Source organism: Pseudomonas sp. RC10-4-2, assembly GCF_050433085.1.
GTDB classification, from domain to species: Bacteria; Pseudomonadota; Gammaproteobacteria; order Pseudomonadales; family Pseudomonadaceae; genus Pseudomonas; species Pseudomonas aeruginosa.
In genome coordinates this window covers 139,980-164,136 of record NZ_JBNPXX010000008.1, presented here as the reverse complement: position 1 = coordinate 164,136, position 24,157 = coordinate 139,980, and the positions used below count along the sequence as shown (strand labels likewise).

At 67.2% G+C, this 24,157-nt stretch carries 17 protein-coding genes; 7 read left to right on the top strand and 10 right to left on the bottom strand.

Going from position 1 to position 24,157, the window contains the following annotated elements; translation table 11 throughout:
- Nucleotides 1–24 precede the first annotated feature (24 nt).
- Nucleotides 25–2,823 carry an AAA family protein disaggregase ClpG gene (gene clpG / locus FHW81_RS28475; protein WP_043095956.1) on the bottom strand — a complete coding sequence of 933 codons (2,799 nt, stop codon included), beginning with the start codon at nt 2,821–2,823 and terminating at the stop codon, nt 25–27.
- Nucleotides 2,824–3,196: 373 nt separating this feature from the next.
- Here clpG and mdtD point away from each other — a divergent pair, with 373 nt between their 5' ends.
- Complete coding sequence (mdtD, locus tag FHW81_RS28470; RefSeq protein WP_003084717.1) at nt 3,197–4,630, top strand: multidrug transporter subunit MdtD; 1,434 nt, start codon at nt 3,197–3,199, stop codon at nt 4,628–4,630.
- A 102-nt stretch (nt 4,631–4,732) separates the two neighbouring features.
- On the opposite strand, the gene FHW81_RS28465 is transcribed toward mdtD, so the two are convergent.
- Both FHW81_RS28465 and FHW81_RS28460 read right to left on the bottom strand, forming a co-directional pair.
- Nucleotides 4,733–5,257, bottom strand: a complete 525-nt coding sequence (locus tag FHW81_RS28465; RefSeq protein ID WP_106120516.1) for an ATP-dependent zinc protease — start codon at nt 5,255–5,257, stop codon at nt 4,733–4,735.
- 150 nt (nt 5,258–5,407) lie between these two features.
- Nucleotides 5,408–5,617, bottom strand: a complete 210-nt coding sequence (locus FHW81_RS28460) for a cold-shock protein (RefSeq protein WP_003084710.1) — start codon at nt 5,615–5,617, stop codon at nt 5,408–5,410.
- Between the two features lie 347 nt (nt 5,618–5,964).
- Here FHW81_RS28460 and dbpA point away from each other — a divergent pair, with 347 nt between their 5' ends.
- Nucleotides 5,965–7,341: an ATP-dependent RNA helicase DbpA gene (gene dbpA / locus FHW81_RS28455; protein ID WP_003084703.1), complete on the top strand. Its 1,377-nt coding sequence runs from the start codon at nt 5,965–5,967 to the stop codon at nt 7,339–7,341.
- A gap of 261 nt (nt 7,342–7,602) precedes the next feature.
- Complete coding sequence (gene yccS, locus FHW81_RS28450; protein ID WP_003113274.1) at nt 7,603–9,804, top strand: YccS family putative transporter; 2,202 nt, start codon at nt 7,603–7,605, stop codon at nt 9,802–9,804.
- Here yccS and FHW81_RS28445 read toward each other — a convergent pair.
- The 3 genes from FHW81_RS28445 to FHW81_RS28435 all read right to left on the bottom strand — a co-directional run bounded on the left by FHW81_RS28445 (nt 9,801) and on the right by FHW81_RS28435 (nt 12,762).
- Nucleotides 9,801–10,532 (bottom strand): substrate-binding periplasmic protein, encoded by a 732-nt coding sequence (locus tag FHW81_RS28445; protein WP_003099929.1) that lies wholly within the window; start codon nt 10,530–10,532, stop codon nt 9,801–9,803. The genes yccS and FHW81_RS28445 overlap by 4 nt on opposite strands.
- Before the next feature lie 107 nt (nt 10,533–10,639).
- Nucleotides 10,640–11,434, bottom strand: a complete 795-nt coding sequence (locus FHW81_RS28440; RefSeq protein ID WP_003118835.1) for a slipin family protein — start codon at nt 11,432–11,434, stop codon at nt 10,640–10,642.
- Nucleotides 11,431–12,762: an NfeD family protein gene (locus FHW81_RS28435; RefSeq protein WP_003459283.1), complete on the bottom strand. Its 1,332-nt coding sequence runs from the start codon at nt 12,760–12,762 to the stop codon at nt 11,431–11,433. The genes FHW81_RS28440 and FHW81_RS28435 overlap by 4 nt, the downstream gene beginning before the upstream one ends.
- Before the next feature lie 379 nt (nt 12,763–13,141).
- Between FHW81_RS28435 and FHW81_RS28430 the strand changes: the two genes are divergently transcribed.
- Nucleotides 13,142–14,764 (top strand): inorganic phosphate transporter, encoded by a 1,623-nt coding sequence (locus tag FHW81_RS28430; protein ID WP_014602399.1) that lies wholly within the window; start codon nt 13,142–13,144, stop codon nt 14,762–14,764.
- A 42-nt stretch (nt 14,765–14,806) separates the two neighbouring features.
- On the opposite strand, the gene FHW81_RS28425 is transcribed toward FHW81_RS28430, so the two are convergent.
- Together FHW81_RS28425 and FHW81_RS28420 are read right to left on the bottom strand one after the other, a co-directional pair.
- Nucleotides 14,807–15,211: an acyl-CoA thioesterase gene (locus FHW81_RS28425; RefSeq protein ID WP_003084686.1), complete on the bottom strand. Its 405-nt coding sequence runs from the start codon at nt 15,209–15,211 to the stop codon at nt 14,807–14,809.
- A gap of 151 nt (nt 15,212–15,362) precedes the next feature.
- Nucleotides 15,363–16,271 (bottom strand): LysR family transcriptional regulator, encoded by a 909-nt coding sequence (locus tag FHW81_RS28420; protein WP_003109731.1) that lies wholly within the window; start codon nt 16,269–16,271, stop codon nt 15,363–15,365.
- Between the two features lie 219 nt (nt 16,272–16,490).
- Here FHW81_RS28420 and FHW81_RS28415 point away from each other — a divergent pair, with 219 nt between their 5' ends.
- The gene (locus FHW81_RS28415) at nt 16,491–17,672 is read left to right on the top strand and encodes an acyl-CoA dehydrogenase (protein ID WP_003084682.1); all 1,182 of its coding nucleotides are present in this window, start codon (nt 16,491–16,493) and stop codon (nt 17,670–17,672) included.
- A 119-nt stretch (nt 17,673–17,791) separates the two neighbouring features.
- Complete coding sequence (locus FHW81_RS28410) at nt 17,792–19,015, top strand: CaiB/BaiF CoA transferase family protein (RefSeq protein WP_023086912.1); 1,224 nt, start codon at nt 17,792–17,794, stop codon at nt 19,013–19,015.
- A gap of 199 nt (nt 19,016–19,214) precedes the next feature.
- Here FHW81_RS28410 and FHW81_RS28405 read toward each other — a convergent pair whose 3' ends face one another.
- Both FHW81_RS28405 and FHW81_RS28400 read right to left on the bottom strand, forming a co-directional pair.
- Complete coding sequence (locus tag FHW81_RS28405; RefSeq protein ID WP_003084676.1) at nt 19,215–20,498, bottom strand: Zn-dependent hydrolase; 1,284 nt, start codon at nt 20,496–20,498, stop codon at nt 19,215–19,217.
- Between the two features lie 58 nt (nt 20,499–20,556).
- Nucleotides 20,557–22,047, bottom strand: a complete 1,491-nt coding sequence (locus tag FHW81_RS28400) for an NCS1 family nucleobase:cation symporter-1 (RefSeq protein WP_003084674.1) — start codon at nt 22,045–22,047, stop codon at nt 20,557–20,559.
- 615 nt (nt 22,048–22,662) lie between these two features.
- Here FHW81_RS28400 and hydA point away from each other — a divergent pair.
- Nucleotides 22,663–24,102, top strand: a complete 1,440-nt coding sequence (hydA, locus tag FHW81_RS28395) for a dihydropyrimidinase (RefSeq protein WP_003099919.1) — start codon at nt 22,663–22,665, stop codon at nt 24,100–24,102.
- The last annotated feature ends 55 nt before the right edge of the window (nt 24,103–24,157 follow it).

Sequence of the window (24,157 nt, the reverse complement as noted above, 5' to 3'; positions counted from 1 at the left end):
CCTTGTTCCCCAACCTTGGTCGGGTCACTTGGCCTTCGGCTTGTCGGCCTTGCCCTTGGCGGCGGCGCCTTTCTTCGCCGCCGGCTTCCTCGCCGCCGTCGCGCGGCCCCTGGGCGTCTCGCCGGCACCGGACTTCTTGCGTGCCGCCGGCTTCGGCGCGGCGCCCTTGCGGTAGCCGACGCCGTCCTTGGCGTCGTAGAAGAAGGTGACCGTCTCGCCCTCCTTCACCTCGCCCTTGAGCATCGCCGTGGCCAGGCGCGTCTCCAGTTGCTGGCGGATCTGCCGCTTCAGTTCGCGGGCGCCGAACTCCGGCTGGTAGGCCTCTTCGGCGAGGTGGCCGACCAGGCTGTCGTCGATGTGCAGGTAGATGTCCTGGGCGTGCGCGGCGCGCTTCACCCGCTCCAGTTGCAGGCGCACGATGTCCTCGATCTGCGCCTTGCTCAACGATTCGAAGACGATCACCTCGTCGAGGCGGTTGAGGAATTCCGGGCGGAAATGCCCGCGCAGGGTAGTCATCAGTTCGCGCTTGAGCTGCTCCGGCGGCTGGGCGAACTCGCCGGCCTGGGCGTTCTTCATGATCAGCTCGGAGCCGAGGTTGCTGGTGGCGATGATGATGGTGTTGGTGAAGTCCACCACGCGCCCCTTGCCGTCGGTCAGGCGGCCGTCGTCGAACACCTGCAGGAGGATGTTGTTGACGTCGGCGTGGGCCTTCTCGATCTCGTCGAGCAGGATCACGCTGTACGGCCGCCGGCGCACCCGCTCGGTGAGCTGGCCGCCCTCGTCGTAGCCGACGTAGCCCGGCGGCGCACCGATCAGCCGGGACACCGCGTGGCGCTCCATGTATTCGCTCATGTCGATGCGGATCATCGCGTCTTCGTCGCCGAACACCACCTCGGCCAAGGCCTTGGCCAGCTCGGTCTTGCCCACCCCGGTCGGGCCGAGGAACAGGAAGGTGGCGATCGGCCGGCTGCCCTGGCGCAGCCCGGCGCGGGCCAGGCGCACGGCGTCGCTGACCGCGGTGATCGCTTCCTGCTGGCCGATCACCCGCTGGTGCAGGCGCTCTTCCATCTGCAGGAGCTTCTCGCGCTCCTCGGCGGTCAGTTCGGTGACCGGGATGCCGGTGAGCTTGGAGATGATCTCGGCGATGTCCTCGACCCGCACCTCCTCGGTCTTCGACCCCTGGGTCTGCTGCCAGCGCTCGGTGATCTGCTCGAGGTGTTCCTTGCGTTCCTGGATGCGTTTCTCGAAGACCTTCGCCTCGTCGTACCACTTGCGGCTGGCGGCGTAGTCCTGCTCGCGCTTGAGCTGCGCCAGCTCGGCCTCCAGTTCCTGGATCTCGGCCGGCCGCGAGGTGCTGGCGATGCGCACGCGGGCGGCGGCCTGGTCGATCAGGTCGATGGCCTTGTCCGGCAGGAAGCGGTTGCCGATGTAGCGGTCGGACAGCTCGGCGGCGGCGACGAAGGCCTCGTCGCGGATGGTCACCTTGTGGTGGCCTTCGAGCTTGTCGCGCAGGCCACGGAGGATGGAGATGGTCTGCTCCACCGTCGGCTCGGGGACGAACACCGGCTGGAAGCGCCGCTCCAGCGCGGCGTCCTTCTCGATGTACTTCTGGTACTCGTTGAGGGTGGTGGCGCCGATCAGGTTCATCTCGCCGCGCGCCATCGCCGGCTTCAGCACGTTGGCCACGTCCAGCCCGCCTTCGCCGCCGCCCTGGCCGGCACCGACGATGGTGTGCACCTCGTCGATGAACAGGATGATCTCGCTCTGCGCCGCCTGCAGTTCGTCCATCACCTGCTTGAGGCGTTCCTCGAACTCGCCGCGGTACTTGGCGCCGGCGACCATGGCGTTGATGTTCAGTTCGACCAGGCGCTTGTCGCGCAGCACCTCCGGCACCTCGCCCTGGACCATGCGCTGGGCCAGGCCTTCGACGATGGCGGTCTTGCCGACGCCGGGCTCGCCGATCAGCACCGGGTTGTTCTTCTTGCGCCGGGCGAGAACCTCGATGGTGGTCTCGACTTCCTTCGAGCGGCCGATCACCGGATCGAGCTTGCCTTCGCGGGCCAGCCGGGTCAGGTCGCGGCTGAACTTGTCCAGTTGCGGAGTGTTGCTCGGGCCGTCCACGCGGCCGTCCTCGGCGCCCTTGCCGACCACCTTGACCGCTTTCTGCCGTAGCGCCTGCTCGGTCAGGCCGTACTTCTTCAGGAGCGTCCCGGCGAAGCTGTCCGGCACCGCCGCCAGGCCGAGCAACAGGTGCTCGGGGCCGACATAGCTGTGGCCGAGTTCGCGGGACAGGGCGAAGGCATGCTGCAAGGCGCTCTTCACCCGCGGCGAGATGGTCATGTCCTCGCTCGCCTCGCCCTTGCTGGCGCCGCGCACGGCGTTGGCCTCGATGTACTGCTTGAGGTCGGCCGGCGACAGGCCGAACTGCTTGAGCACCGCCTGCACCACGTCGGCGTCGGCCAGGGCGTAGAGCAGGTGCTCAGTGTCCACTTCGCGCTTGCCGAATTCGGCGGCGACCTGCGCGGCGCGTTGCAGGTACTCGGTGGTCTGCTTGCTGAAGTACTCGGCGATGTCCACCGCCTCCGGCTCGCGGGCGCGCACCGGGGTGACCGGGCTCTGCTCGCCGAAGCCGGAGAAGATCTCGTCGAACGGGCTGCCGCCGCCGAACAGCGACTCCAGCGGCGAGCGCATGCGCTGCTGGCGCATCAACTGGCGGTAATGCAGTTCGCAGAGGGCGAGTTCGCGGCGCTGGCCGTTCTGTACCAGGCTGACGCGGGCGACGGCGGGACGTTCGTGGCAGATAGCGCAAAGTTCCTGGGCCATGGGAGGACTCCTGTTTCCACGGAAGGTGGGCTTCGGCGACGGCAGCGGCGACCGGGGTCGCCGAGCGCTGCGTGGAGAACATCGCGACAAGGCGGTGAAGCACGCGCCGTCGAGCATGCAACGCGGGACATGTCCGTGCGATGACGAAGCGCCGACGTCGCATCCGCAGCCACTGACGGGGTGACTCTTGAGTACTAGCACAGCAGCCGGCGAGCGCCAGCGCTTCGGCTTGACCCAGGACAATGAAAGGCGACCTCTCTGGCCGCGACTTCCGCCGCAATGCCCGCTGTTCGCCCCGATCCGGTCGCCGGCCGTCCCATCGCGGCGAGAACTTCTCTATGCTTGGGCCCTGTCCGCCCGAGGGAGCCCGTCCATGAGCGAGCCGTTCCAGCTCACCCCCCGCATCGCCCGCCAACTGCCCTGGCTGGTTGCCGTCGCCTTCTTCATGCAAGCCCTCGACGGCACCATCCTCAACACCGCGCTGCCGAGCATGGCCAGTTCGCTGAACGAAAACCCGCTGCGCATGCAGGCGGTGGTGATCGCCTACCTGCTCACGGTGGCCCTGCTGATACCGGCCTCGGGGTGGATCGCCGACCGTTTCGGCACGCGCCGGGTGTTCCTCGGCGCGGTACTGCTGTTCAGCCTCGGCTCGTTGCTTTGCGCGCTGTCGCCGAGCCTCGAACTGCTGGTCGGGGCGCGCATCGTACAGGGCGTCGGCGGCGCGCTGATGATGCCGGTGGGACGGCTGGTGATCCTGCGCGTCTACCCGCGCCAGGACCTGGTGCGGGTGCTCAGCTTCGTCACCATTCCCGGCCTGCTCGGCCCGCTGGCGGGACCGACGCTGGGCGGCTGGCTGGTGGAGTACGCCTCCTGGCACTGGATCTTCCTGATCAACCTGCCGGTCGGCCTGCTCGGCTGCCTGGTGGCGATGAAGCTGATGCCGGACCTGCGCAGCCCGGTGCCGAGCCGTTTCGACAGCATCGGCTTCCTGCTCTTCGGCGGCTCCATGGTGCTGATCTCCATCGCCCTGGAAGGACTCGGCGAGCTGCACCTGTCGCACCTGCGCGTGGTCCTGCTGCTGATCGGCGGACTGGTCCTGCTCACCGCCTACTGGCTGCGCGCGCTACGCATCGACAAGCCGCTGTTCCCACCGAGCCTGTTCAAGGCGCGGACCTTCGCCGTCGGCATCCTCGGCAACCTGTTCGCCCGCCTGGGCAGCGGCGCCCTGCCCTTCCTCACCCCGCTGTTGCTGCAGGTGGGACTGGGCTACCCGCCCTCCACCGCGGGCATGACCATGATCCCGCTGGCGCTGTTCGCGATGGTCGCCAAGCCGATGGCCAAGCCACTGCTGGACTTCTTCGGCTATCGCAAGCTGCTGGTCGGCAACACCCTGATCCTCGGCTGCCTGATCGCCGGCTTCGGCCTGGTCGACCAGGACACCCCCTACGTCTGGCTGCTGCTGCACCTGAGCCTGCTCGGCGCGGTGAACTCCCTGCAATTCACGGCGATGAACACCCTCACCCTGATCGACCTGCAGGACAGCAACGCCAGCAGCGGCAACAGCCTGATGTCGGTGGTCGTGCAGTTGTCGATCAGCCTCGGCGTGGCTTGCGCGGCGGCGTTGCTGGGCGGTTTCCAGACCGACCTGGATACGGGGCAGGACACCGTACTCGGCGCCTTCCACGCCACCTATGTCAGCGTCGGCCTGATGTCGATGCTGGCCGCGGCGATCTTCTTCCAGCTCGGCAGCGAGGACGGTCGCACCAGCCCGCGCCGGGTCGATCCGGAAAAGGACCCGGACCTCTAGCCGGGCTCGCGAGGACGAGGCGCGCCCGCGCAACCTGTGGATGACGGCGCTGATCGTGCTGCCCCGGCTGGCGCTGGCCGCCGGACTGCCGCGCGGGTTCTTCTACTGAGCGGCAAGCGCGCCGCAGGTGGGTTTGCGGGTGAAGGTTCGGGACACGTCGACCGCGCCGAGGTGTTCGAGCGTGCGGCGGCCGAGCAGCACCGGATAGTTCATGTTGCCGCGGTCGCGCAGGGAGAACTGCTCGCGCAGCAGCTTGGCGCCCAGGCAGATGTCCATCGCCACCACCGGACGGCTGTCGCTGCCACCGGCGCCGCGCACCTTGATCAGCCGCAGCACCTTGCGCTCGAAGGTCACGCTGACCGGCGCCTTGCTGTCGGCGGTGGGCAGCACGACATCGAAGCGCACCCAGCGCTCGCCGTCCTTCTTGTAGCGATGGATATTCCTCGCGTCCAGCGACGAGGTCAGCGCGCCGGTATCCAGCTTGGCCTTGGCCTGCATGCGCTCGGGCATCAGCCAGGACTGCTCGATCCAGCCCCAGTGCTCGGTGGCGGCATGGCAGGACGCGGAAGAGAACCACAGCGACAACAGCGCGGCGAAGGCCAGACGAAGGGATTGCACAGGCTTCATCGAAACGACTCCGAACGGGACCGGGCCACTCTGGGCGGGAACTCGTCAAGACAGGGTGAACGGCAGGCGAAGACAGTGTGACGGTTTTCTCCGGGCAATAAAAAACCCGGATGCTTCCATCCGGGTTCTTCGGGCTGGGGCCCAGGGATCTTAGTTGATCACCTGAACGCGCTCGGCCTGCATGCCTTTCTGGCCTTGTACGACTTCGAAGCTGACCTTCTGGCCTTCGGCCAGGGTCTTGAAGCCGTTACCTTCGATGGCACGGAAGTGAACGAAAACGTCCGGGCCGCTTTCCGGGGTAATGAAGCCGTAGCCTTTGGTTTCGTTGAACCACTTAACGGTGCCGTTCTGACGGGACATTGCAAGTTCTCCTTGGAACTATGGGTATTGATTTAGCCACGAAATCGTAGCCGGTAACTGAGTTGCAAGGAGTTACAAGGAGTCGAGCAGGACGGGCTGGAATTTCCGACCGCATCAGGTCACGATCGACGGCGACCCATGCAAACACAGTGTCAGCACTCTACGACAAAAAACTGAGGAAAGCGAACCTGTATAAAAATACAGAAACGCGCTTTTTTCGTTTTTCGGACGAACGGTACTGGCCAAAGATACATTGCCTGTCGCTGCTGCTCCGGCGGCGATCGCACGCGGCAAGCCGCCGCAGGCTGCTAGACTAGCCGCTCGTATCGCCTGCCGAGCCCTGCCCCGTGACCTCCACCGCTTTCTCCTCGCTGCCGCTTTCCGCGGACCTCCTGGCCAATCTCGACTCCCTCGGTTACCGGGAGATGACGCCGATCCAGGCGCAGAGCCTGCCGCTGATCCTCCAGGGCCACGACCTGATCGCCCAGGCCAAGACCGGCAGCGGCAAGACCGCGGCCTTCGGCCTCGCCCTGCTCAGCCCGCTGAACCCGCGCTACTTCGGCTGCCAGGCGCTGGTGCTGTGCCCGACCCGCGAACTGGCCGACCAGGTCGCCAAGGAGATCCGCCGGCTGGCCCGCGCCGCCGACAACATCAAGGTCCTGACCCTCTGCGGCGGCGTCCCCTACGGCCCGCAGGTGGCTTCGCTGGAGCACGGCGCGCACGTGGTGGTCGGCACCCCGGGGCGCATCCAGGAGCACCTGCGCAAAGGCACCCTGGTCCTCGACGGGCTCAATACCCTAGTCCTCGACGAAGCCGACCGGATGCTCGACATGGGCTTCTACGACAGCATCGCCGAGATCATCGGCCAGCTCCCCGAGCGCCGGCAGACCCTGCTGTTCTCCGCCACCTACCCGGACGGCATCGAGAAGCTGGCGAAGACCTTCATGCGCGATCCGCGACAGGTGAAGGTCGAGTCGCTGCACGCCGACAGCCAGATCGAGCAGCGCTTCTTCGAGATCGATCCGAAGCAGCGCATGGACGCCGTGGTACGCCTGCTCCAGCATTTCCGGCCGCAGTCCTGCGTGGCCTTCTGCCAGACCCGCCAGCAGTGCCAGGAGCTGGCCGACGCACTGAAGGCGCAGCGGATTTCCGCCCTGGCCCTGCACGGCGACCTGGAGCAGCGCGAGCGCGACCAGGTCCTGACGGTGTTCGCCAACCGCAGTTGCAACGTACTGGTGGCCACCGACGTGGCCGCCCGCGGGCTGGACATCGCCGCCCTGGAAACGGTGATCAACGTCGAGCTGGCGCGTGACCCGGAGGTCCACATCCATCGCATCGGACGCAGCGGTCGCGCCGGCGAGAAAGGCCTGGCCCTGTCGCTGGTGGCGCCGGCCGAGGCCAGCCGCGCGCAGGCCATCGAGGACCTGCAGAAGCAGCCGCTGGCCTGGTACGCCCTCGGCCAGTTGAAGGCCAGCCCGGAACCATTGCTGCCGCCGATGAGCACCCTGTGCATCGCCGGCGGACGCAAGGACAAGGTGCGCCCCGGCGACCTGCTCGGTGCCCTCACCGGCGACGCCGGGCTGCCCGGCAGCGCGGTGGGCAAGATCGCCATCTTCGACTTCCAGGCCTTCGTCGCCATCGAGCGCGGCCTCGCCCACCAGGCCCTCAAGCGCCTGAGCGAAGGCAAGATCAAGGGTCGCTCGTTCAAGGTCCGCCTGCTTTAGCGCGCCGCCGCTTCGCTCGCCGGGCCCGCTCCGGCGCGCGATATCGCCGCCGGGTAACGTTCGGCGCGGCGACGACGTCTTAGCGTTCGCAGGCACGAAGCCTGCATCCGCCAGATGCCCGGCTCGACCGAGTTGCCCACGGCAGCGCTTCCTGCGACTGCGGCGGGCAGCGGACTTCCAGTCGCGCGAAATCGGCCGATTGAATTAGCCGGACAGGCCACATAGGCTGAACCACGGACCATCGGATAGCACTCCGCCCCCATGCCGCCCTCTTCGTTGACACACACGCTCCGCCGCCTCTGGGCCCTCGACAAGTTCGCCTACAGCCTGCGGGTGTTCATCGCCCTGGCCGGCGCCCTGCTGCTGTGCTGGTGGCAGGACCGCATCGAGCTGCTGATCCCGCTGTTCCTCGGGATCATCGCCAGCGCCCTGGCGGAGACCGACGACAACTGGCTCGGCCGCCTGCAAGCGCTGCTGGTGACCCTGCTGTGCTTCAGCGTCGCCGCCTTCGCCGTCGAGTTGCTGTTCCCCTATCCCTGGCTGTTCGTTTCCGGGATGGCGCTGTCGGCGTTCGGCATGATCCTCCTCGGCGCCCTCGGCGAGCGCTATGCGGCGATCGCCTCGGCGACCCTGATCCTCTCGATCTACACCATGATCGGCGTGGACCAGCGCGGCGGCGAGGTCGCCGATGTCTGGCACGAACCGCTGCTGCTGGTGGCCGGGGCGGCCTGGTACGGGCTGCTCTCGGTGCTGTGGAACGCGCTGTTCTCCAACCAGCCGGTGCAGCAGAGTCTTTCCCGCCTGTATTTCGAGCTGGGCGAATACCTGAGGATCAAGTCGAGCCTGTTCGAACCGTTGCGCCAGCTCGACGTGGAGGGCCAGCGCCTCGCCCTGGCACGGCAGAACGGCAAGGTGGTGGTGGCGCTGAACCAGGCCAAGGAGACCATTCTCAACCGCCTCGGCCATGGTCGGCCGGGCCCCAAGGTGAGCCGCTACCTGAAGCTCTATTTCATCGCCCAGGACGTCCACGAGCGCGCCAGTTCCTCGCACTACCCGTACAACCGGCTGGCCGAGGCGTTCTTCCACAGCGACGTGCTGTTCCGCTGCCAGCGCCTGCTCAACCAGCAGGGCAAGGCCTGCCAGGCCCTGGCGCGGGCTATCCGCCTGCGCCAGCCGTTCGACTACGCCGACCGCGAGCTGGCCCTGGAAGACCTCCAGGCCTCGCTCGAACACCTGCGCCAGCAGAGCAACCCGGCCTGGAAGGGCCTGCTGCGCTCGCTCGGCGCCCTGGCCGCCAACCTCACCACGCTGGACCGCAAGCTGGCCGGGGCGAGCAACCCGGACGCCATCGCCGACGAACAGGACAGCGCCCTGCTCGACCGCTCGCCGCGCAGCCTGAAGGATGCCTTCGAGCGCCTGCGCCAGCAGCTCACCCCGACCTCGCTGCTGTTCCGCCACGGCCTGCGCATGGCCCTGGCGCTGACCGCCGGCTACGGCGTGCTGCACTGGATCCATCCGACCCAGGGCTACTGGATACTGCTCACCACGGTGTTCGTCTGCCAGCCCAACTATGGCGCGACCCGCCTGCGCCTGGTGCAGCGGATCCTCGGTACGGTGGTCGGCCTGGTGGGCGGCTGGGCGCTGATCGACCTGTTCCCCAGCCCGCTGGTGCAGTCGCTGTTCGCGGTCGCCGCCGGGGTCGCCTTCTTCGCCACCCGCAGCAGTCGCTATACCCTGGCGACGGCGGCGATCACCCTGCTGGTGCTGTTCTGCTTCAACCAGGTCGGCGATGGCTACGGGCTGATCCTGCCCCGCCTGTTCGATACCTTGCTAGGCAGCCTGATCGCCGGCCTCGCGGTGTTCCTGGTGCTGCCCGACTGGCAGGGCCGCCGGCTCAACCGCATGCTCGCCAACACCCTCGCCTGCAACAGCCGTTACCTGCGGCAGATCATGCAGCAGTACGCCACCGGCAAGCGCGACGACCTCGACTACCGCACCGCCCGGCGCAACGCGCACAACGCCGACGCGGCGCTCTCGACCACCCTGTCGAACATGCTCCTGGAACCCGGCCACTTCAGGAAGGACGCCGAGATCGGCTTCCGCTTCCTGGTCCTCTCGCACACCCTGCTCAGCTATCTATCCGGTCTCGGCGCGCACCGCGAAAGCCTGCCCGAGGACGCCAGCGACGGCCTCCTGGAGCGCGCCGCCGAGCGGCTCTCCGCCAGCCTCGAGGAAATCGCCGCGAGCCTGGAACAGAAACGCCCGGTCGCCATCTACAGCGAAGAGGAGGAAGCGCTGGCCAAGGAACTGGAGCAGATGCCCGAGGACATGGACGACAGCCATCGCCTGGTACAGACCCAACTGGCGCACATCTGCCGCCAGCTCGCCCCGCTGCGCACCCTGGCCGCGCACTTGCTGAAGAAGGAACTGGCCGGCGCGCAGCCGCTGCCAGGCCAGCCCTAGCGCGCGCCGTAGCGCTCCAGCAGGCGCTGGTAGCTGCCGTCGTCGCGCATGCCGCGGATGGCCAGGTCGAAGCCGTCGACGATCTCGTCATGCCGGGGATTCCTCAGGCTCACCAGCAGGTGCAGGCCGTTCTCGCCAAGCGGGATGGGCAGTACCTCCAGCTTGTCGCGCAAATCGGCCAGTTCGCCCTTGAAGGCGACCCCCAGCGCCAGCTCGTCCTCCACCGCCAGGTCGACCCGCCCCGCCTCGAGCATCCGCGCGGCGTTGGCGAAGCTGGTCACGTTGACCTTCTGCAGACGGCTGTCACGGTCGAATTCGGGCGCGTAGGCATAGTCGCGCACGACCGCGATGCGGTAGGGACGCAGGTCGCTCAGGCGGGAAAACTCGATACCCCGCCCCTTGCGTTGCAGCAGGCGGATGCGGTTGCTCAGGTAGGCGCGGGAAAACTGCCCGTAGAGGCTGCGGGCGGGCTCGTACCAGGCGCTCAGGGCGATGTCGTAGTCGCCGCTGCGCACGCCGTACAGGGCACGCGACCAGGGTACCTGCTGGAAACTCGAGTCGAAGCCGGCGCGCTTGAGCGCGGTGGTCACCAGTTCCACCGCCAGGCCGTTGCCAGGCAGGCGCGAATCGACGAAAGGCGGCCAGGAGTCGCCGACCAGGCGCAGGTTGGCGGCAGGCAGCGCGCAAGGGAGGAGCAATGTCAGCAGCAGGAGTGCGCATCGCAGCATGAAGGAGCGTCCCGGGAGTGGATCGCCACAGCATAGCCATCCCGACCCCGGGCACGCATGTCCCCGTGTCGCGGCTCGATGATATTTCCATCACAAACCGCACGCGTTCACCTCTCCTCTTCCTCTCCGGCGGCCTTTTCGTTCCGCGGCGCGGCACCTGCGTACTTGCCGCCGAAGAGTTCGATCGGCATCGGGAAGACGATGGTCGAACTCTTGTCGCCGGCGATCGCGCCGAGGGTCTGCATGTAGCGCAACTGCATGGCGCCACTCTGCCGGCCGAGCATCTGCGCCGCCTGCATGAGTTTCTCCGAGGCTTGCAGCTCGCCCTCGGCATGGATCACCTTGGCCCTGCGCTCACGCTCCGCCTCGGCCTGCCGGGCGATGGCGCGAACCATCGATTCGTTGAGATCGACGTGCTTGATTTCCACATTCGCCACCTTGATGCCCCAGGCGTCGGTCTGCGCATCGAGCACTTGCTGGATATCCAGGTTCAGGCGCTCGCGCTCGGCGAGCATCTCGTCCAGCTCGTGCTTGCCCAGCACCGCGCGCAGGGTGGTCTGGGCCAACTGGCTGGTGGCGGCCAGGTAGTTCTCCACCTGGATGATCGCCTTCTGCGGATCGAGCACGCGGAAGTACACCACCGCGTTGACCTTCACCGAAACGTTGTCGCGGGAAATCACATCCTGCGGCGGCACGTCGAGGACGATGGTGCGCAGGTCGATGCGCACCATCTGCTGGATCGCCGGGATCACCAGCACCAGCCCCGGCCCCTTGACCTTCCAGAACCGCCCGAGCTGGAACACCACGCCGCGCTCGTACTCGCGGAGGATGCGCAGCGCGCTGAACAGCAGCAGCGCGAGGAACACCAGCAACATCGCCAAACCATAGGAAATACCCATCATCCACCTCCTTCATCGGCCAGCGCGACTTCCAGGAGCAGGCCCTTGCGCGCCAGCACCCAGACCGGCTGGCCCACCGCCAGCGGCCGCGCGGCGAGCACCCGCCAGCGCTCGCCCTGGAGCTGCACCCAGCCTGCGCAGGGTTGTTCGGAATCCACCGCCGCCACCGTCGCCAGGCTGCCGACCAATCCGGCGGTGCCACTTACCACCGCTTGCCGGCGAGTACGCAGGGCCATGCCCAGCAGACCGACGATCAGCGCGGCGCTGAGCAACGCCAAGGCCACCACCAGGCCGGGCGGAATGCCGTAGCCGGGCACCTCGGTATCGATCAGGATCAGCGCGCCGACCACGAACGAGACGATTCCGCCGATTCCGAGCACGCCGAAGCTGGCGACGAACGCCTCGCCCACCATGAACGCCAGGCCCAGCGCGATCAGCGCCAGCCCGGCGTAGTTGACCGGCAGCATCTGCAGGGCATACAGGCCAAGCAGCAGGCAGATGCCGCCGAGCACGCCGGGCAACGCCATGCCGGGATTGGCCAGTTCGAAGATCAGCCCGTAGATGCCGATCATCATCAGGATCAGCGCCACGCTGGGATCGGTGAGCACCGCCAGCAACCGCGCGCGCCAGTCCGGTGCCTGGCGCTCGACCGTGGCGCCGGCGGTAGCCAGGGTAAGCGCGCGCTCGCCGACGCGCAGGCTGCGGCCGTCGAGCTGGCGCAGCAGGTCGGGCAGGTCGCGGGCCTGCAGGTCGATCACCTTCTGCGCCGCCGCCTCGTGCGCCGCCAGGCTGACCGCCTCGCGCACCGCGCGCTCGGCCCATTCGACGTTGCGCCCGCGCAACTGCGCGAGGCCACGGATATAGGCGGCGGCGTCGTTGACCTGCTTGCGCGCCATGGGTTCGGCGTCCCGCGCCGGGGGCTTCTCTGCGGGCTTGTCCGGCGTCCCCAGGCGCACCGGGGTGGCGGCGCCGAGGTTGGTCCCCGGCGCCATCGCCGCGATATGGCAGGCATACAGGATGTAGGTGCCGGCGCTCGCCGCCCGCGCCCCGCTGGGCGCGACGAAACCGGCGACCGGCACCTGGCTGGCGAGGATCGCCTTGACGATGCGCCGCATCGATGCGTCCAGGCCGCCGGGCGTGTCCAGTTCCAGCACCACCAGTTGCGCGCCGTCCTCGGCGGCACGCTCGATGCCGCGCACCAGGTAATCGGCGCTGGCCGGGCCGATCGCACCATCCACCGAGAGCACCCGTACCGGTCCGGAGGCCGCGAGACAGGCCGGGCCGGCGAAGCACAGCAACAGCGCCAGCGCGAGCCGGCACGGCATCCGCATATCGACCTCCCCGACCGCCCGGCCGGGCCACCCCGGGACGAAGGCGCTCGTCCCGCGCACCGGGCCGGCAAGCGACCGGCCCCGCCGCGCACTTCTCAGTCTAGTCCAGTGGCTCTCGCCTTCCCCGCGCGTGTCCGGATCGGCAAATCCCTCAACATGCCAACTTTTTAGCGACGAAATGATGGCACTCGCCACAGGAATTCATTAATCTTCGCGGCCGCAGCGGGCAGGCCGCCTGGCGCCCGACCCCATCCGGCTTCCGGCGGCCTCCCGCGGCCCTTGTCCTTTCTTCGCCAGACGAAGCCGGTATGCGAAAGACATAACTTGTCACAATCGCCTGCCCATCATGTGCCGGTCATCCCCAGCGCGGACCCGCACCATGACCTCCGATGTCCTTCCCGCCGTCGCCGTCGCCAGTGCCGCCGGCAACGCGCACAAGCCCCATCTCGAGCAGCGCCCCGGCCGCCTCACCGCCTTCGTATTCTTCGCCGTGCTCGCCACCGGACTGCTGTTCAGCGCCTACAGCCTGATGCAGGACGTCGATGACGTCGGTTCCGCGATCACCACCTGGACGCCCTTCCTGCTGCTCGGCGTGGCCCTGCTGATCGCCCTCGGCTTCGAGTTCGTCAACGGCTTCCACGACACCGCCAACGCGGTGGCCACGGTGATCTACACCCACTCGCTGCCGCCGCACTTCGCGGTGGTCTGGTCGGGTTGCTTCAACTTTCTCGGCGTATTGCTCTCCAGCGGCGCGGTGGCCTTCGGCATCATCGCCCTGCTGCCGGTGGAACTGATCCTGCAGGTCGGTTCCTCGGCCGGCTTCGCCATGGTCTTCGCCCTGCTGATCGCCGCCATCCTGTGGAACCTCGGGACCTGGTGGCTGGGCCTGCCGGCGTCGTCCTCGCACACCCTGATCGGCTCGATCATCGGCGTCGGCGTGGCCAACGCGCTGATGCATGGGCGCGATGGCACCAGCGGGGTGGACTGGGGCCAGGCGACCAAGGTCGGCTACTCCCTGCTGCTCTCGCCGCTGATCGGCTTCGCCTGCGCCGCCCTGTTGCTCCTGGCGCTGCGCCTGCTGGTGAAGAACCGCGCGCTGTACAAGGCGCCGAAGGGCAAGGCGCCGCCGCCCTGGTGGATCCGCGGCCTGCTGATCCTGACCTGTACCGGGGTGTCCTTCGCCCACGGCTCCAACGACGGACAGAAAGGCATGGGCCTGATCATGCTGATCCTGGTCGGCACCCTGCCGATGGCCTACGCCCTGAACCGCACCATGCCGGCGGACCAGGCGGTGCAGTTCGCCGCCGTCGCCGAGGTCACCCAGCAAGCGCTGGTGAAGAGTGCGCCGCAACCGGCGCCGGCCGATCCGCGCCAGGTACTCTCCGACTACGTGCGCAGCAAGCAGGCATCGCCTGAGCTGATCCCGGCGCTGGCCGCCCTGACCGGCTCGATCGGCCAGGAAGTGAAAGGCTATGGCGCGTTCTCGCGGGTACCGGCGGAAGCCATGGGCAACGTGCGCAACGACATGTACCTGACCTCCGAGGCGATCCGCCTGATGGACAAGGACGGCGTCGGCCGCTTCGACGCCGACACCCGCGGCAAGTTGCAGGCGTTCAAGCAGAAGATCGACGACGCCACCAAGTTCATCCCGCTATGGGTGAAGATCGCCGTGGCCATCGCCCTCGGCCTGGGCACCATGGTCGGCTGGAAACGCATCGTGGTGACGGTCGGCGAGAAGATCGGCAAGACCCACCTGACCTACGCCCAGGGCGCCTCGGCGGAAACCGTGGCGATGCTGACCATTGGCGCGGCGGACCTGTATGGCTTGCCGGTATCCACCACCCATGTACTGTCTTCCGGGGTGGCCGGGACCATGGCGGCGAACGGTTCGGGACTACAGTGGAAGACCATCCGCAACCTGCTGATGGCCTGGGTGCTGACGCTGCCGGCGGCGATCCTGCTCTCGGCCTCGCTCTACTGGCTGCTCACCCGGCTGTTCTGAAACACGGCGGCCGGCACGGGTGCCGGCCGCTCGTCGCGCCGATCAGGGCAGGACTTCGTCTTCCTTGAACTGGTCCTTGATGTAGGTGATCTCGGTCTTGCCGTGGGGCGCCGGCAGGCCGTCCGGGCCGAGGTTGACGAAGACCATCTTGTCGATGGTGAGGATGCTCTTGCGGGTGATCTTGTTGCGCACGTGGCAGGTCATGGTCAGCGAGGTACGACCGAAGTCGGTGGCGGTGATGCCCAGCTCGATGATGTCGCCCTGGCGCGCCGAGCTGACGAAGTTGATCTCGGAAATGTACTTGGTGACCACGCGCTGGTTGCCCAGCTGGATGATCGCGTAGATCGCCGCTTCTTCGTCGATCCAGCGCAGCAGGCTGCCGCCGAACAGGGTGCCGTTGGGGTTGAGATCTTCTGGCTTGACCCACTTGCGGGTGTGGAAATTCATGTGAACTCCTGGTGTGGTGCCCCACGGCCGCCATCCTGGCCGTCGTGGAGGATGCCCGGCGGTATCGCCGCCGCGGCTCCGCGGGACCCGGCGGATCGGCCCGGTCCCGGGGCGGCGCGTCCTGCCTGCGCCACCCGATGTTCCTGCGCGTTCAGCCCAGCCCGTTGGCCTCGCGGTACTGCCTGGCCTCTTCCACCAGCCAGTCGCGGAAGGCATTGAGCATCGCCGATTCGACCCTGCGCTCGGGAATGATCAGGTAATACGCATTCTCGCTCAAATAGGCATGTTGCATGGGCACGATAAGCCTTCCGTCGGCCAGCTCGTCCTGGATCAGGAAGGGCGGTATGAGGGCCACGCCCATGCCGTGCATGGCCGCCTGGGCAAGCATGGAGAACAGCTCGTAGCGCGGCCCGCTCATGTCGTGGGCGACGTTCAGTCCCTGGGAGTGAAACCACTGGCGCCAAGCGTAGGGCCGGGTGCTCTGCTGCATCAGCGGCAGCCCGGCGACCTGCTCGGCGCTCAGCGTTCGACGCCCGCCCAGCAGCTCCGGGCTGCACACCGGCACCGGATTCTCGCGCATCAGGAAATGCGAGACGGTACCCGACCAGTCGGCGTCGCCGAAGTACAGCGCGGCGTCGAACTCGGTGTCGGCGAAGAGGAACGGGCGGGTGCGGTTGGTCAGGTTGACCGTGACCTCCGGGTGCAGCCGCTGGAAACGCTTGAGCCGCGGCAACAGCCATTGGGTGCCGAAGGTCGGCACCACCGCCAGTTCGATCGCGCCGCCGCCCTGGTGCCCCATCACCGCCAGGGTGTCGCGCTCCACCGCGTCGAGGCGTACCGCCACCCGCCGGCTATAGGACAGCCCGGCCTCGGTGAGCTTGACCCCGCGCCGCGAGCGACGGAACAGCTCGACACCGAGGAACTCCTCGAGCGTGGCGATCTGCCGGCAGATCGCGCTCTGGGTCAGGGACAACTCCTCCGCCGCCTTGGTGAAGCTCTCGTGGCGCGCGGCGGATTCGAAGCTGACCAGCGCGGCGGTGGAAGGGATCTTGCGTCGCATGGAGGACTCCGGAGTGCCGGTTTCGCATCTATGACGCCCAGGTCACGATTCCTCGCGCCTCTTCAAGGGCATGAAATACGAGACTCATTTTCTCGGAGTGAGAAAATAGCACAAGTGCGTGCGAATTCCTCGTTTGCCGCCCCATTCGCTAGGCTCTTAGGATGCTTCCATTCCGGCTGGCCCACGCCAGCCTCCGCTCCGCTTGACGAGGATGTACGCATGGCCACCAAAGCTAGCTTCAACTGGGAAGATCCCCTGCTGCTGGACCAGCAGCTCACCGAAGAAGAGCGCATGGTTCGCGACAGCGCCCAGCAGTTCGCCCAGGACAAGCTGGCCCCGCGCGTGCTCGAAGCCTTCCGCCACGAACAGACCGACCCGAAGATCTTCCGCGAGATGGGCGAGACCGGCCTGCTCGGCGCGACCATTCCCGAAGCCTACGGCGGCAGCGGCCTCAACTACGTCTGCTATGGCCTGATCGCTCGCGAAGTCGAGCGCGTCGACTCCGGCTATCGCTCGATGATGAGCGTGCAGTCCTCGCTGGTGATGGTGCCGATCCATGAATTCGGCAACGAAGCCACCCGGCAGAAGTACCTGCCCAAGCTGGCCAGCGGCGAATACATCGGCTGCTTCGGCCTGACCGAGCCGAACCACGGTTCCGACCCGGGCTCGATGGTCACCCGGGCGAAGAAGGTCGACGGCGGCTATCGCCTGAGCGGCAGCAAGATGTGGATCACCAACAGCCCGATCGCCGACGTCTTCGTGGTCTGGGCCAAGGACGACGAAGGGCAGATCCGCGGCTTCGTCCTCGAGAAGGGCTGGGAAGGCCTGAGCGCCCCGGCGATCCATGGCAAGGTCGGCCTGCGTGCCTCGATCACCGGCGAGATCGTGATGGACAACGTGTTCGTTCCGGAAGAGAACGCCTTCCCCGAAGTGCGCGGCCTGCGCGGTCCGTTCACCTGCCTGAACTCGGCGCGCTACGGGATCTCCTGGGGCGCCCTGGGCGCCGCCGAATTCTGCTGGCACACCGCCCGCCAGTACGTGCTCGACCGCCAGCAGTTCGGCCGCCCGCTGGCCGCCAACCAACTGATCCAGAAGAAGCTGGCCGACATGCAGACCGAGATCACCCTGGCCCTGCAAGGCTGCCTGCGCCTGGGGCGGATGAAGGACGAAGGCACCGCGGCGGTGGAAATCACCTCGATCATGAAGCGCAACAGCTGCGGCAAGGCCCTCGACATCGCCCGCCTGGCCCGCGACATGCTGGGCGGCAACGGCATCTCCGACGAATTCGGCATCGCCCGCCACCTGGTCAACCTGGAAGTGGTGAACACCTACGAGGGCACCCACGATGTCCACGCGCTGATCCTCGGCCGCGCGCAGACCGGCATCCAGGCATTCTTCTGAGCCACCGAGCAACACCCCGGCGCGCTTTTTCACGGTAGCGCGCCGGCCGCCGGGGAGACGGGCAAGGAACCCGTCTTCCCGGCCATTTCCGTTTCCAGCCCCCAGCAGCGAGAACCGTCATGCCCGGCGCCCTTTCCCATATCCGCGTACTCGACCTGTCCCGTGTCCTGGCCGGCCCCTGGGCCGGGCAGATCCTCGCCGACCTCGGCGCCGAGGTGATCAAGATCGAGCGCCCCGGCAGCGGCGACGACACCCGCGCCTGGGGCCCGCCGTTCCTCAAGGATGCCGAAGGCAACGACACCAGCGAGGCGGCCTACTACCTGTCGGCCAACCGCAACAAGAAGTCGGTGACGGTGGACTTCACCCAGCCGGAAGGCCAGCGCATCGTTCGCGAACTGGCGGCCAAGGCCGACATCCTGCTGGAGAACTTCAAGGTCGGCGGGCTCAAGGCCTATGGCCTCGACTATGAATCGCTGAAGCAGGTCAACCCGAAGCTGATCTACTGTTCGATCACCGGCTTCGGCCAGTCCGGCCCCTATGCCAAGCGCGCCGGCTATGACTTCATGATCCAGGGCCTGGGCGGCCTGATGAGCCTCACCGGGCGCGCCGACAACGAGGAAGGCGCCGGTCCGGTGAAGGTCGGCGTGGCGCTGACCGATATCCTCACCGGGCTGTACTCCTCCACCGCGGTGCTCGCCGCCCTCGCCCACCGCGACGTCAGCGGCATCGGCCAGCACATCGACATGGCCCTGCTCGACGTGCAGGTCGCCTGCCTGGCCAACCAGACCCTCAACTACTTGACCACCGGCGTGCCGCCGCGGCGCCTGGGCAACGCACACCCGAACATCGTGCCGTACCAGGACTTCCCCACCGCCGACGGCGACATGATCCTCACGGTCGGCAACGACAGCCAGTTCCGCAAGTTCGCCGAGCTGGCAGACCACCCGGAATGGGCCGACGACCCGCGCTTCGCCACCAACAAGGCGCGGGTGGCCAACCGCGAGGTGCTGATCCCGCTGATCCGCCAGGCCACGGTGCTGCACACCACCGCCGAGTGGATTCTTTCCCTGGAGCGCGCCGGCGTGCCCTGCGGGCCGATCAACGACCTGGCGCAGGTGTTCGCCGACCCGCAGGTGCAGGCCCGCGGCCTGCGCGTGGAGCTACCGCACCCGCTGGCCGGGACGGTGCCGCAGGTAGCCAGCCCGATCCGCCTGTCCGAGACGCCGGTGGAATACCGCAACCCGCCGCCCACCCTCGGCCAGCACACCGACGAGGTCCTCGAGACGCTCCTCGGCCTGGACGCGGCCGCGCTGGAAAGGCTGCGCGACAGCAAGGTGATCTGAGCCCCGCGCCCCGCCCCAGCGACGCATCGGCGGACAACGCCCCACCGTACCCCGCGCAACACCGCGACGTAGGGCGCATAACCGCAACGCGGTTATCCGCCGGCCAGCCGAGCATCGGCGGATAACGCCCCTGGCGTTATTCGCCCTACCGACCCCGTGTAGAAGGCGGTCGATGCCGGCGCCTCGATGGAAGCGCCACTCAGGCCGCCAGGCGGCCGCCGGCGATCGCCTCGGAGGCCTTGAGCATGGCCCGCAACAGCACCGCGCAGCCGGCGGCCAGGTCGTCGGGGCTGGCGTTCTCGATCTCGTTGTGGCTGATGCCGTTCTCGCAGGGCACGAAGATCATCCCCGCCGGACCGAGTTCGGCGAGGAAGATCGCGTCGTGGCCGGCGCCGCTGACGATGTCCATCTGCGGCATGCCCAGCGCCTGCGCCGCCTCGCGCACCGCGCCGACGCATCCCTGGTCGAAGTACAGCGGCGGGAAATCGGCGGTCGGCACCAGCTCGTATTGCAAGCCATGCTTCTCGCAGGTAGCGGCGATCACCTGGCGGACCTCGGCGATCATCGAGTCCAGGCGCTCCGGTTGCAGATGGCGGAAGTCCAGGGTCATCTTCACTTCGCCGGGTATCACGTTGCGCGAACCGGGATAGGCGTGCAGGCAGCCGACCGTGCCGCAAGCATGCGGCTGATGGCCGAGGGCCGCGCGATTGACCGCCTCGACCACCGCCGCGGCACCGACCAGGGCGTCCTTGCGCAGGTGCATCGGCGTTGGCCCGGCGTGTGCCTCGACGCCGCGCAGGGACAGGTCGAACCATTTCTGCCCGAGCGCGCCGAGCACCACGCCGATGGTCTTCTCCTCGTCCTCGAGGATCGGCCCCTGTTCGATGTGCGCCTCGAAATAGGCGCCCACCGGATGTCCGAGACAATCGCGCGCTCCCGCGTAGCCGATGGCGTCCAGCGCCTCGCCTACGCTGACACCGTCGGCATCGCGCTTGGCCAGGGTCTCCTCCAGGGTGAACTTCCCGGCGAATACGCCCGAGCCCATCATGCAGGGCGCGAAGCGCGAGCCTTCCTCGTTGGTCCACACCACCACCTCCAGCGGCGCCTCGGTTTCCACCCCGAGGTCGTTGAGGGTGCGGATCACCTCGAGGCCGGCCATCACCCCGAAGCAGCCGTCGAACTTGCCACCGGTGGGCTGGGTGTCGATGTGGCTACCGGTCATCACCGGGGGCAAGTCCGGGTTACGCCCGGGACGACGGGCGAAGATGTTGCCGACCCGATCGACGCTGACCGTGCAGCCGGCCGCTTCGCACCATTGCACGAAGAGATCGCGGGCCTGGCGGTCGAGATCGCTCAGGGCCAGGCGGCAGACCCCACCCTTGGCGGTGGCGCCGAGGCGGGCGAGATCCATCAGCGATTGCCAGAGGCGCTGGCCATCGATGTGTCGCTGGGTGGATTGCAGGACGTTCCGGGCAGTGCTCATTGTCGTCTCCTCAGGCTTGGAGTAGGTGTCGGCGGCTCGCCGGCCGCCTGTATGCCCATCAGGGCAGCGGTTTGGCCAATGCCGCCGGGCTCCGCGCACGGCGGCCGCAGAGGCCGTAGTAGAGCGCGCCGCCGAGCAGCGAGCCGGTGAACCAGCCGTAGTCGTAGAACCAGTGGAACTGGCGGTTGCCGAGGGCCATGACGGTCAGCGCCACCGGCACCGCGAAGGCGGCGAAGCCGGGCCAGTTCCAGGCCGGGTAGACGTCGTCGCGGTAGAGTCCGGCGAGGTCGAGGCGTTGCCTGCGCACCAGGAAGTAGTCCACCACCATGATCCCCGCGATCGGCCCGAGCAGGCTGGAGTAGCCGAGCAGCCAGTTGGAGTAGACGCTTTCCAGGCTGAGGTCGGAAACGATCCAGCCGAGCTTCTTCAGCAACTCGTGGGCCATCAGCGCCAGGCCGATGAAACCGGTGAGCCAGACGGCGCGGGTGCGGCCGATGAGTTTCGGTGCGATGTTCTGGAAGTCGTTGGTCGGCGAGACGATGTTCGCCGCGGTGTTGGTCGAGAGGGTGGCGACGATGATCAACGCCATCGCCACCGCCACCCAGCCGGGGCTGGGGATGTGCCCGATCAGGCTGACCGGGTCGGAAACCGTCTCGCCCACCAGCGAAGCCGAGGCGGCGGTCATCACCACGCCGAGGGCGGCGAACAGGAACATGGTCAGCGGCAGGCCGAAGATCTGCCCGAGTATCTGGTCCTTCTGGCTACGCGCATAGCGGCTGAAGTCGGGGATGTTCAGCGACAGCGTGGCCCAGAAGCCGACCATCGCCGTCAGCCCGGCCATGAAGTAGCCGGTGACGCTGGCGCCTTCCGGGCGCTTCGGCGGCTGCGCCAGCAGTTCGCTGACCGATATGTGCGGCAGCGCCCACACCAGCAGGCCGAGGCCGACCAGCACCAGCAGCGGTGCCGAGAGTGTCTCCAGCCATTTGATCGACTCCGCGCCGCGCAGCACCACCCACAGGTTCAGCCCCCAGAACAGGAGGAAACCGATCACCTCGCCGGTACCGCCGAGGGCTTTCCAGGCGGGAAAGATCGAACCGAGGAAGAGATGGATCGCCAGCCCGCCGAACAGCGTCTGGATGCCGAACCAGCCGCACGCGACCACGGCGCGGATCAGGCATGGCACGTTGGAGCCGATGATGCCGAACGAAGCGCGCAGCAGCACCGGGAAGGGAATGCCGTAGCGGGTGCCGGCGAAGGCATTGAGGGTCAGCGGGATCAGCACCACCAGGTTGGCCAGCAGGATCGCCAGCAGCGCTTCGCCGACGCTGAGGCCGAAGTAGGCGGTGAGGACGCCGCCGAGGGTGTAGGTGGGCACGCAAATGGACATGCCGATCCACAGCGCGGTGATGTGCCACCTGTTCCAGGTACGCTGTTCCACCCGGGTCGGGGCGATGTCGTGGTTGTAGCGGGGGCTGTCGAGTACGTCGCTGCCGGCGGACAGCTCGACCAAGCCGTCGCGCTCGGTCACTTCCGATCTGCTCTGTTGCATGGGCCTCTCCAGAATTCTTTTAGTTATTCGCTCATCGGGCTAATGCGATGGCCGGAGTACCGCACCACCAGTACTGCACCTCCGGTCCGGACAATGCCGTGGCGGGCGGCACTCAATAAGCGTGCCGAAAACCCCGCGACGTCACTGGGCAGGCCGGTCTACTGGAGGTAACCGACTGATCTGAAACACTTCATCGACAACGTCGGTGACACGCCGACGGGCAGTCCGGCGTGTCACCGGGGGAAATGCGCGAGCCTGTCGCCCCGGTCAGGAACCAAAGGAGTGCAGGCGAACTTTTTTCATCTCCCCACAACCGTTCGAACACGGCTTTCAAGCGGCTGATTTTGCATGGGAAATCTCGACCTTTTTGAATTCTTGTCAAGCGCGTCAAAATGGTGAGAACCCTCACCATTTTGGTGATATTTATTTTTAATTATTTAAAATCAATAAGTTACAAACTCAAACAACCATTTGAAAATAATCTTGCTCAATCGATGATCAGCATCTAGATTCGAATCCTGTCAGCGCTGACAGGATTACAAAAGTCCTCGGCGCATGGCGAAAAAACAATTTCAAGAACCGGCAACGACCGGTCAGCCTGCGAGGAAAGACGGCATGTCCCTGTTGATCCGTGGCGCCACCGTGGTTACTCACGAAGAGAGTTATCGAGCCGACGTGCTCTGTGCCAACGGCCTCATCCAGGCCATCGGCGAGAACCTCGAAACCCCCTCCGGCTGCGACGTCCTCGACGGCGGTGGCCAGTACCTGATGCCGGGCGGCATCGACCCCCATACCCACATGCAGTTGCCCTTCATGGGCACGGTGGCCAGCGAGGACTTCTTCAGCGGCACCGCGGCCGGGCTGGCCGGAGGGACCACCTCGATCATCGACTTCGTCATCCCCAACCCGCGACAGTCGCTGCTGGAGGCCTTCCACACCTGGCGCGGCTGGGCGCAGAAATCCGCTGCGGACTACGGCTTCCACGTCGCCATCACCTGGTGGAGCGACGAGGTCGCCCGGGAAATGGGCGAGCTGGTGGCACAGCACGGGGTGAACAGCTTCAAGCACTTCATGGCCTACAAGAACGCCATCATGGCCGCCGACGATACCCTGGTGGCCAGCTTCGAGCGCTGCCTGGAGCTGGGCGCGGTGCCGACGGTGCACGCGGAGAACGGCGAACTGGTCTTCCACCTGCAGCAGAAACTCCTCGCCCAGGGCCTCACCGGCCCCGAGGCGCATCCGCTGTCGCGTCCGCCGCAAGTCGAGGGCGAGGCCGCCAGCCGCGCCATCCGCATCGCCGAGACGCTGGGTACGCCGCTGTACCTGGTGCATATTTCCAGCCGCGAGGCGCTGGACGAGATCGCCTATGCCCGCGCCAAGGGCCAGCCGGTCTACGGCGAGGTGCTGGCCGGGCACCTGCTGCTCGACGACAGCGTCTACCGCCACCCGGACTGGGCCACCGCGGCCGGCTACGTGATGAGCCCGCCGTTCCGTCCCGTCGAACACCAGGAAGCGCTGTGGCGCGGCCTGCAGTCCGGCAACCTGCATACCACCGCCACCGACCACTGCTGCTTCTGCGCCGAGCAGAAGGCCATGGGCCGCGACGACTTCAGCAAGATTCCCAATGGCACGGCCGGCATCGAGGACCGCATGGCGCTGCTGTGGGACGCCGGGGTCAACAGCGGGCGCCTGTCGATGCACGAGTTCGTCGCGCTGACCTCCACCAACACCGCGAAGATCTTCAACCTGTTCCCGCGCAAGGGCGCGATCCGCGTCGGCGCGGATGCCGACCTGGTGCTCTGGGACCCGCAGGGCAGCCGCACCCTCTCGGCCGCCACCCATCACCAGCGGGTCGATTTCAACATCTTCGAAGGTCGCACCGTGCGCGGCATTCCCAGCCACACCATCAGCCAGGGCAAGCTGCTCTGGGCCGCCGGCGACCTGCGCGCCGAACCCGGCGCCGGACGCTACGTGGAGCGCCCGGCCTACCCGTCGGTGTACGAAGTGCTCGGCCGCCGCGCCGAACGCCAGCGCCCGGTCGCCGTCGAGCGCTGATCCTTCCCGCAATACCGGACCGGCCCGTAGAGGCCGGACGGTGCCGTATTGCCGT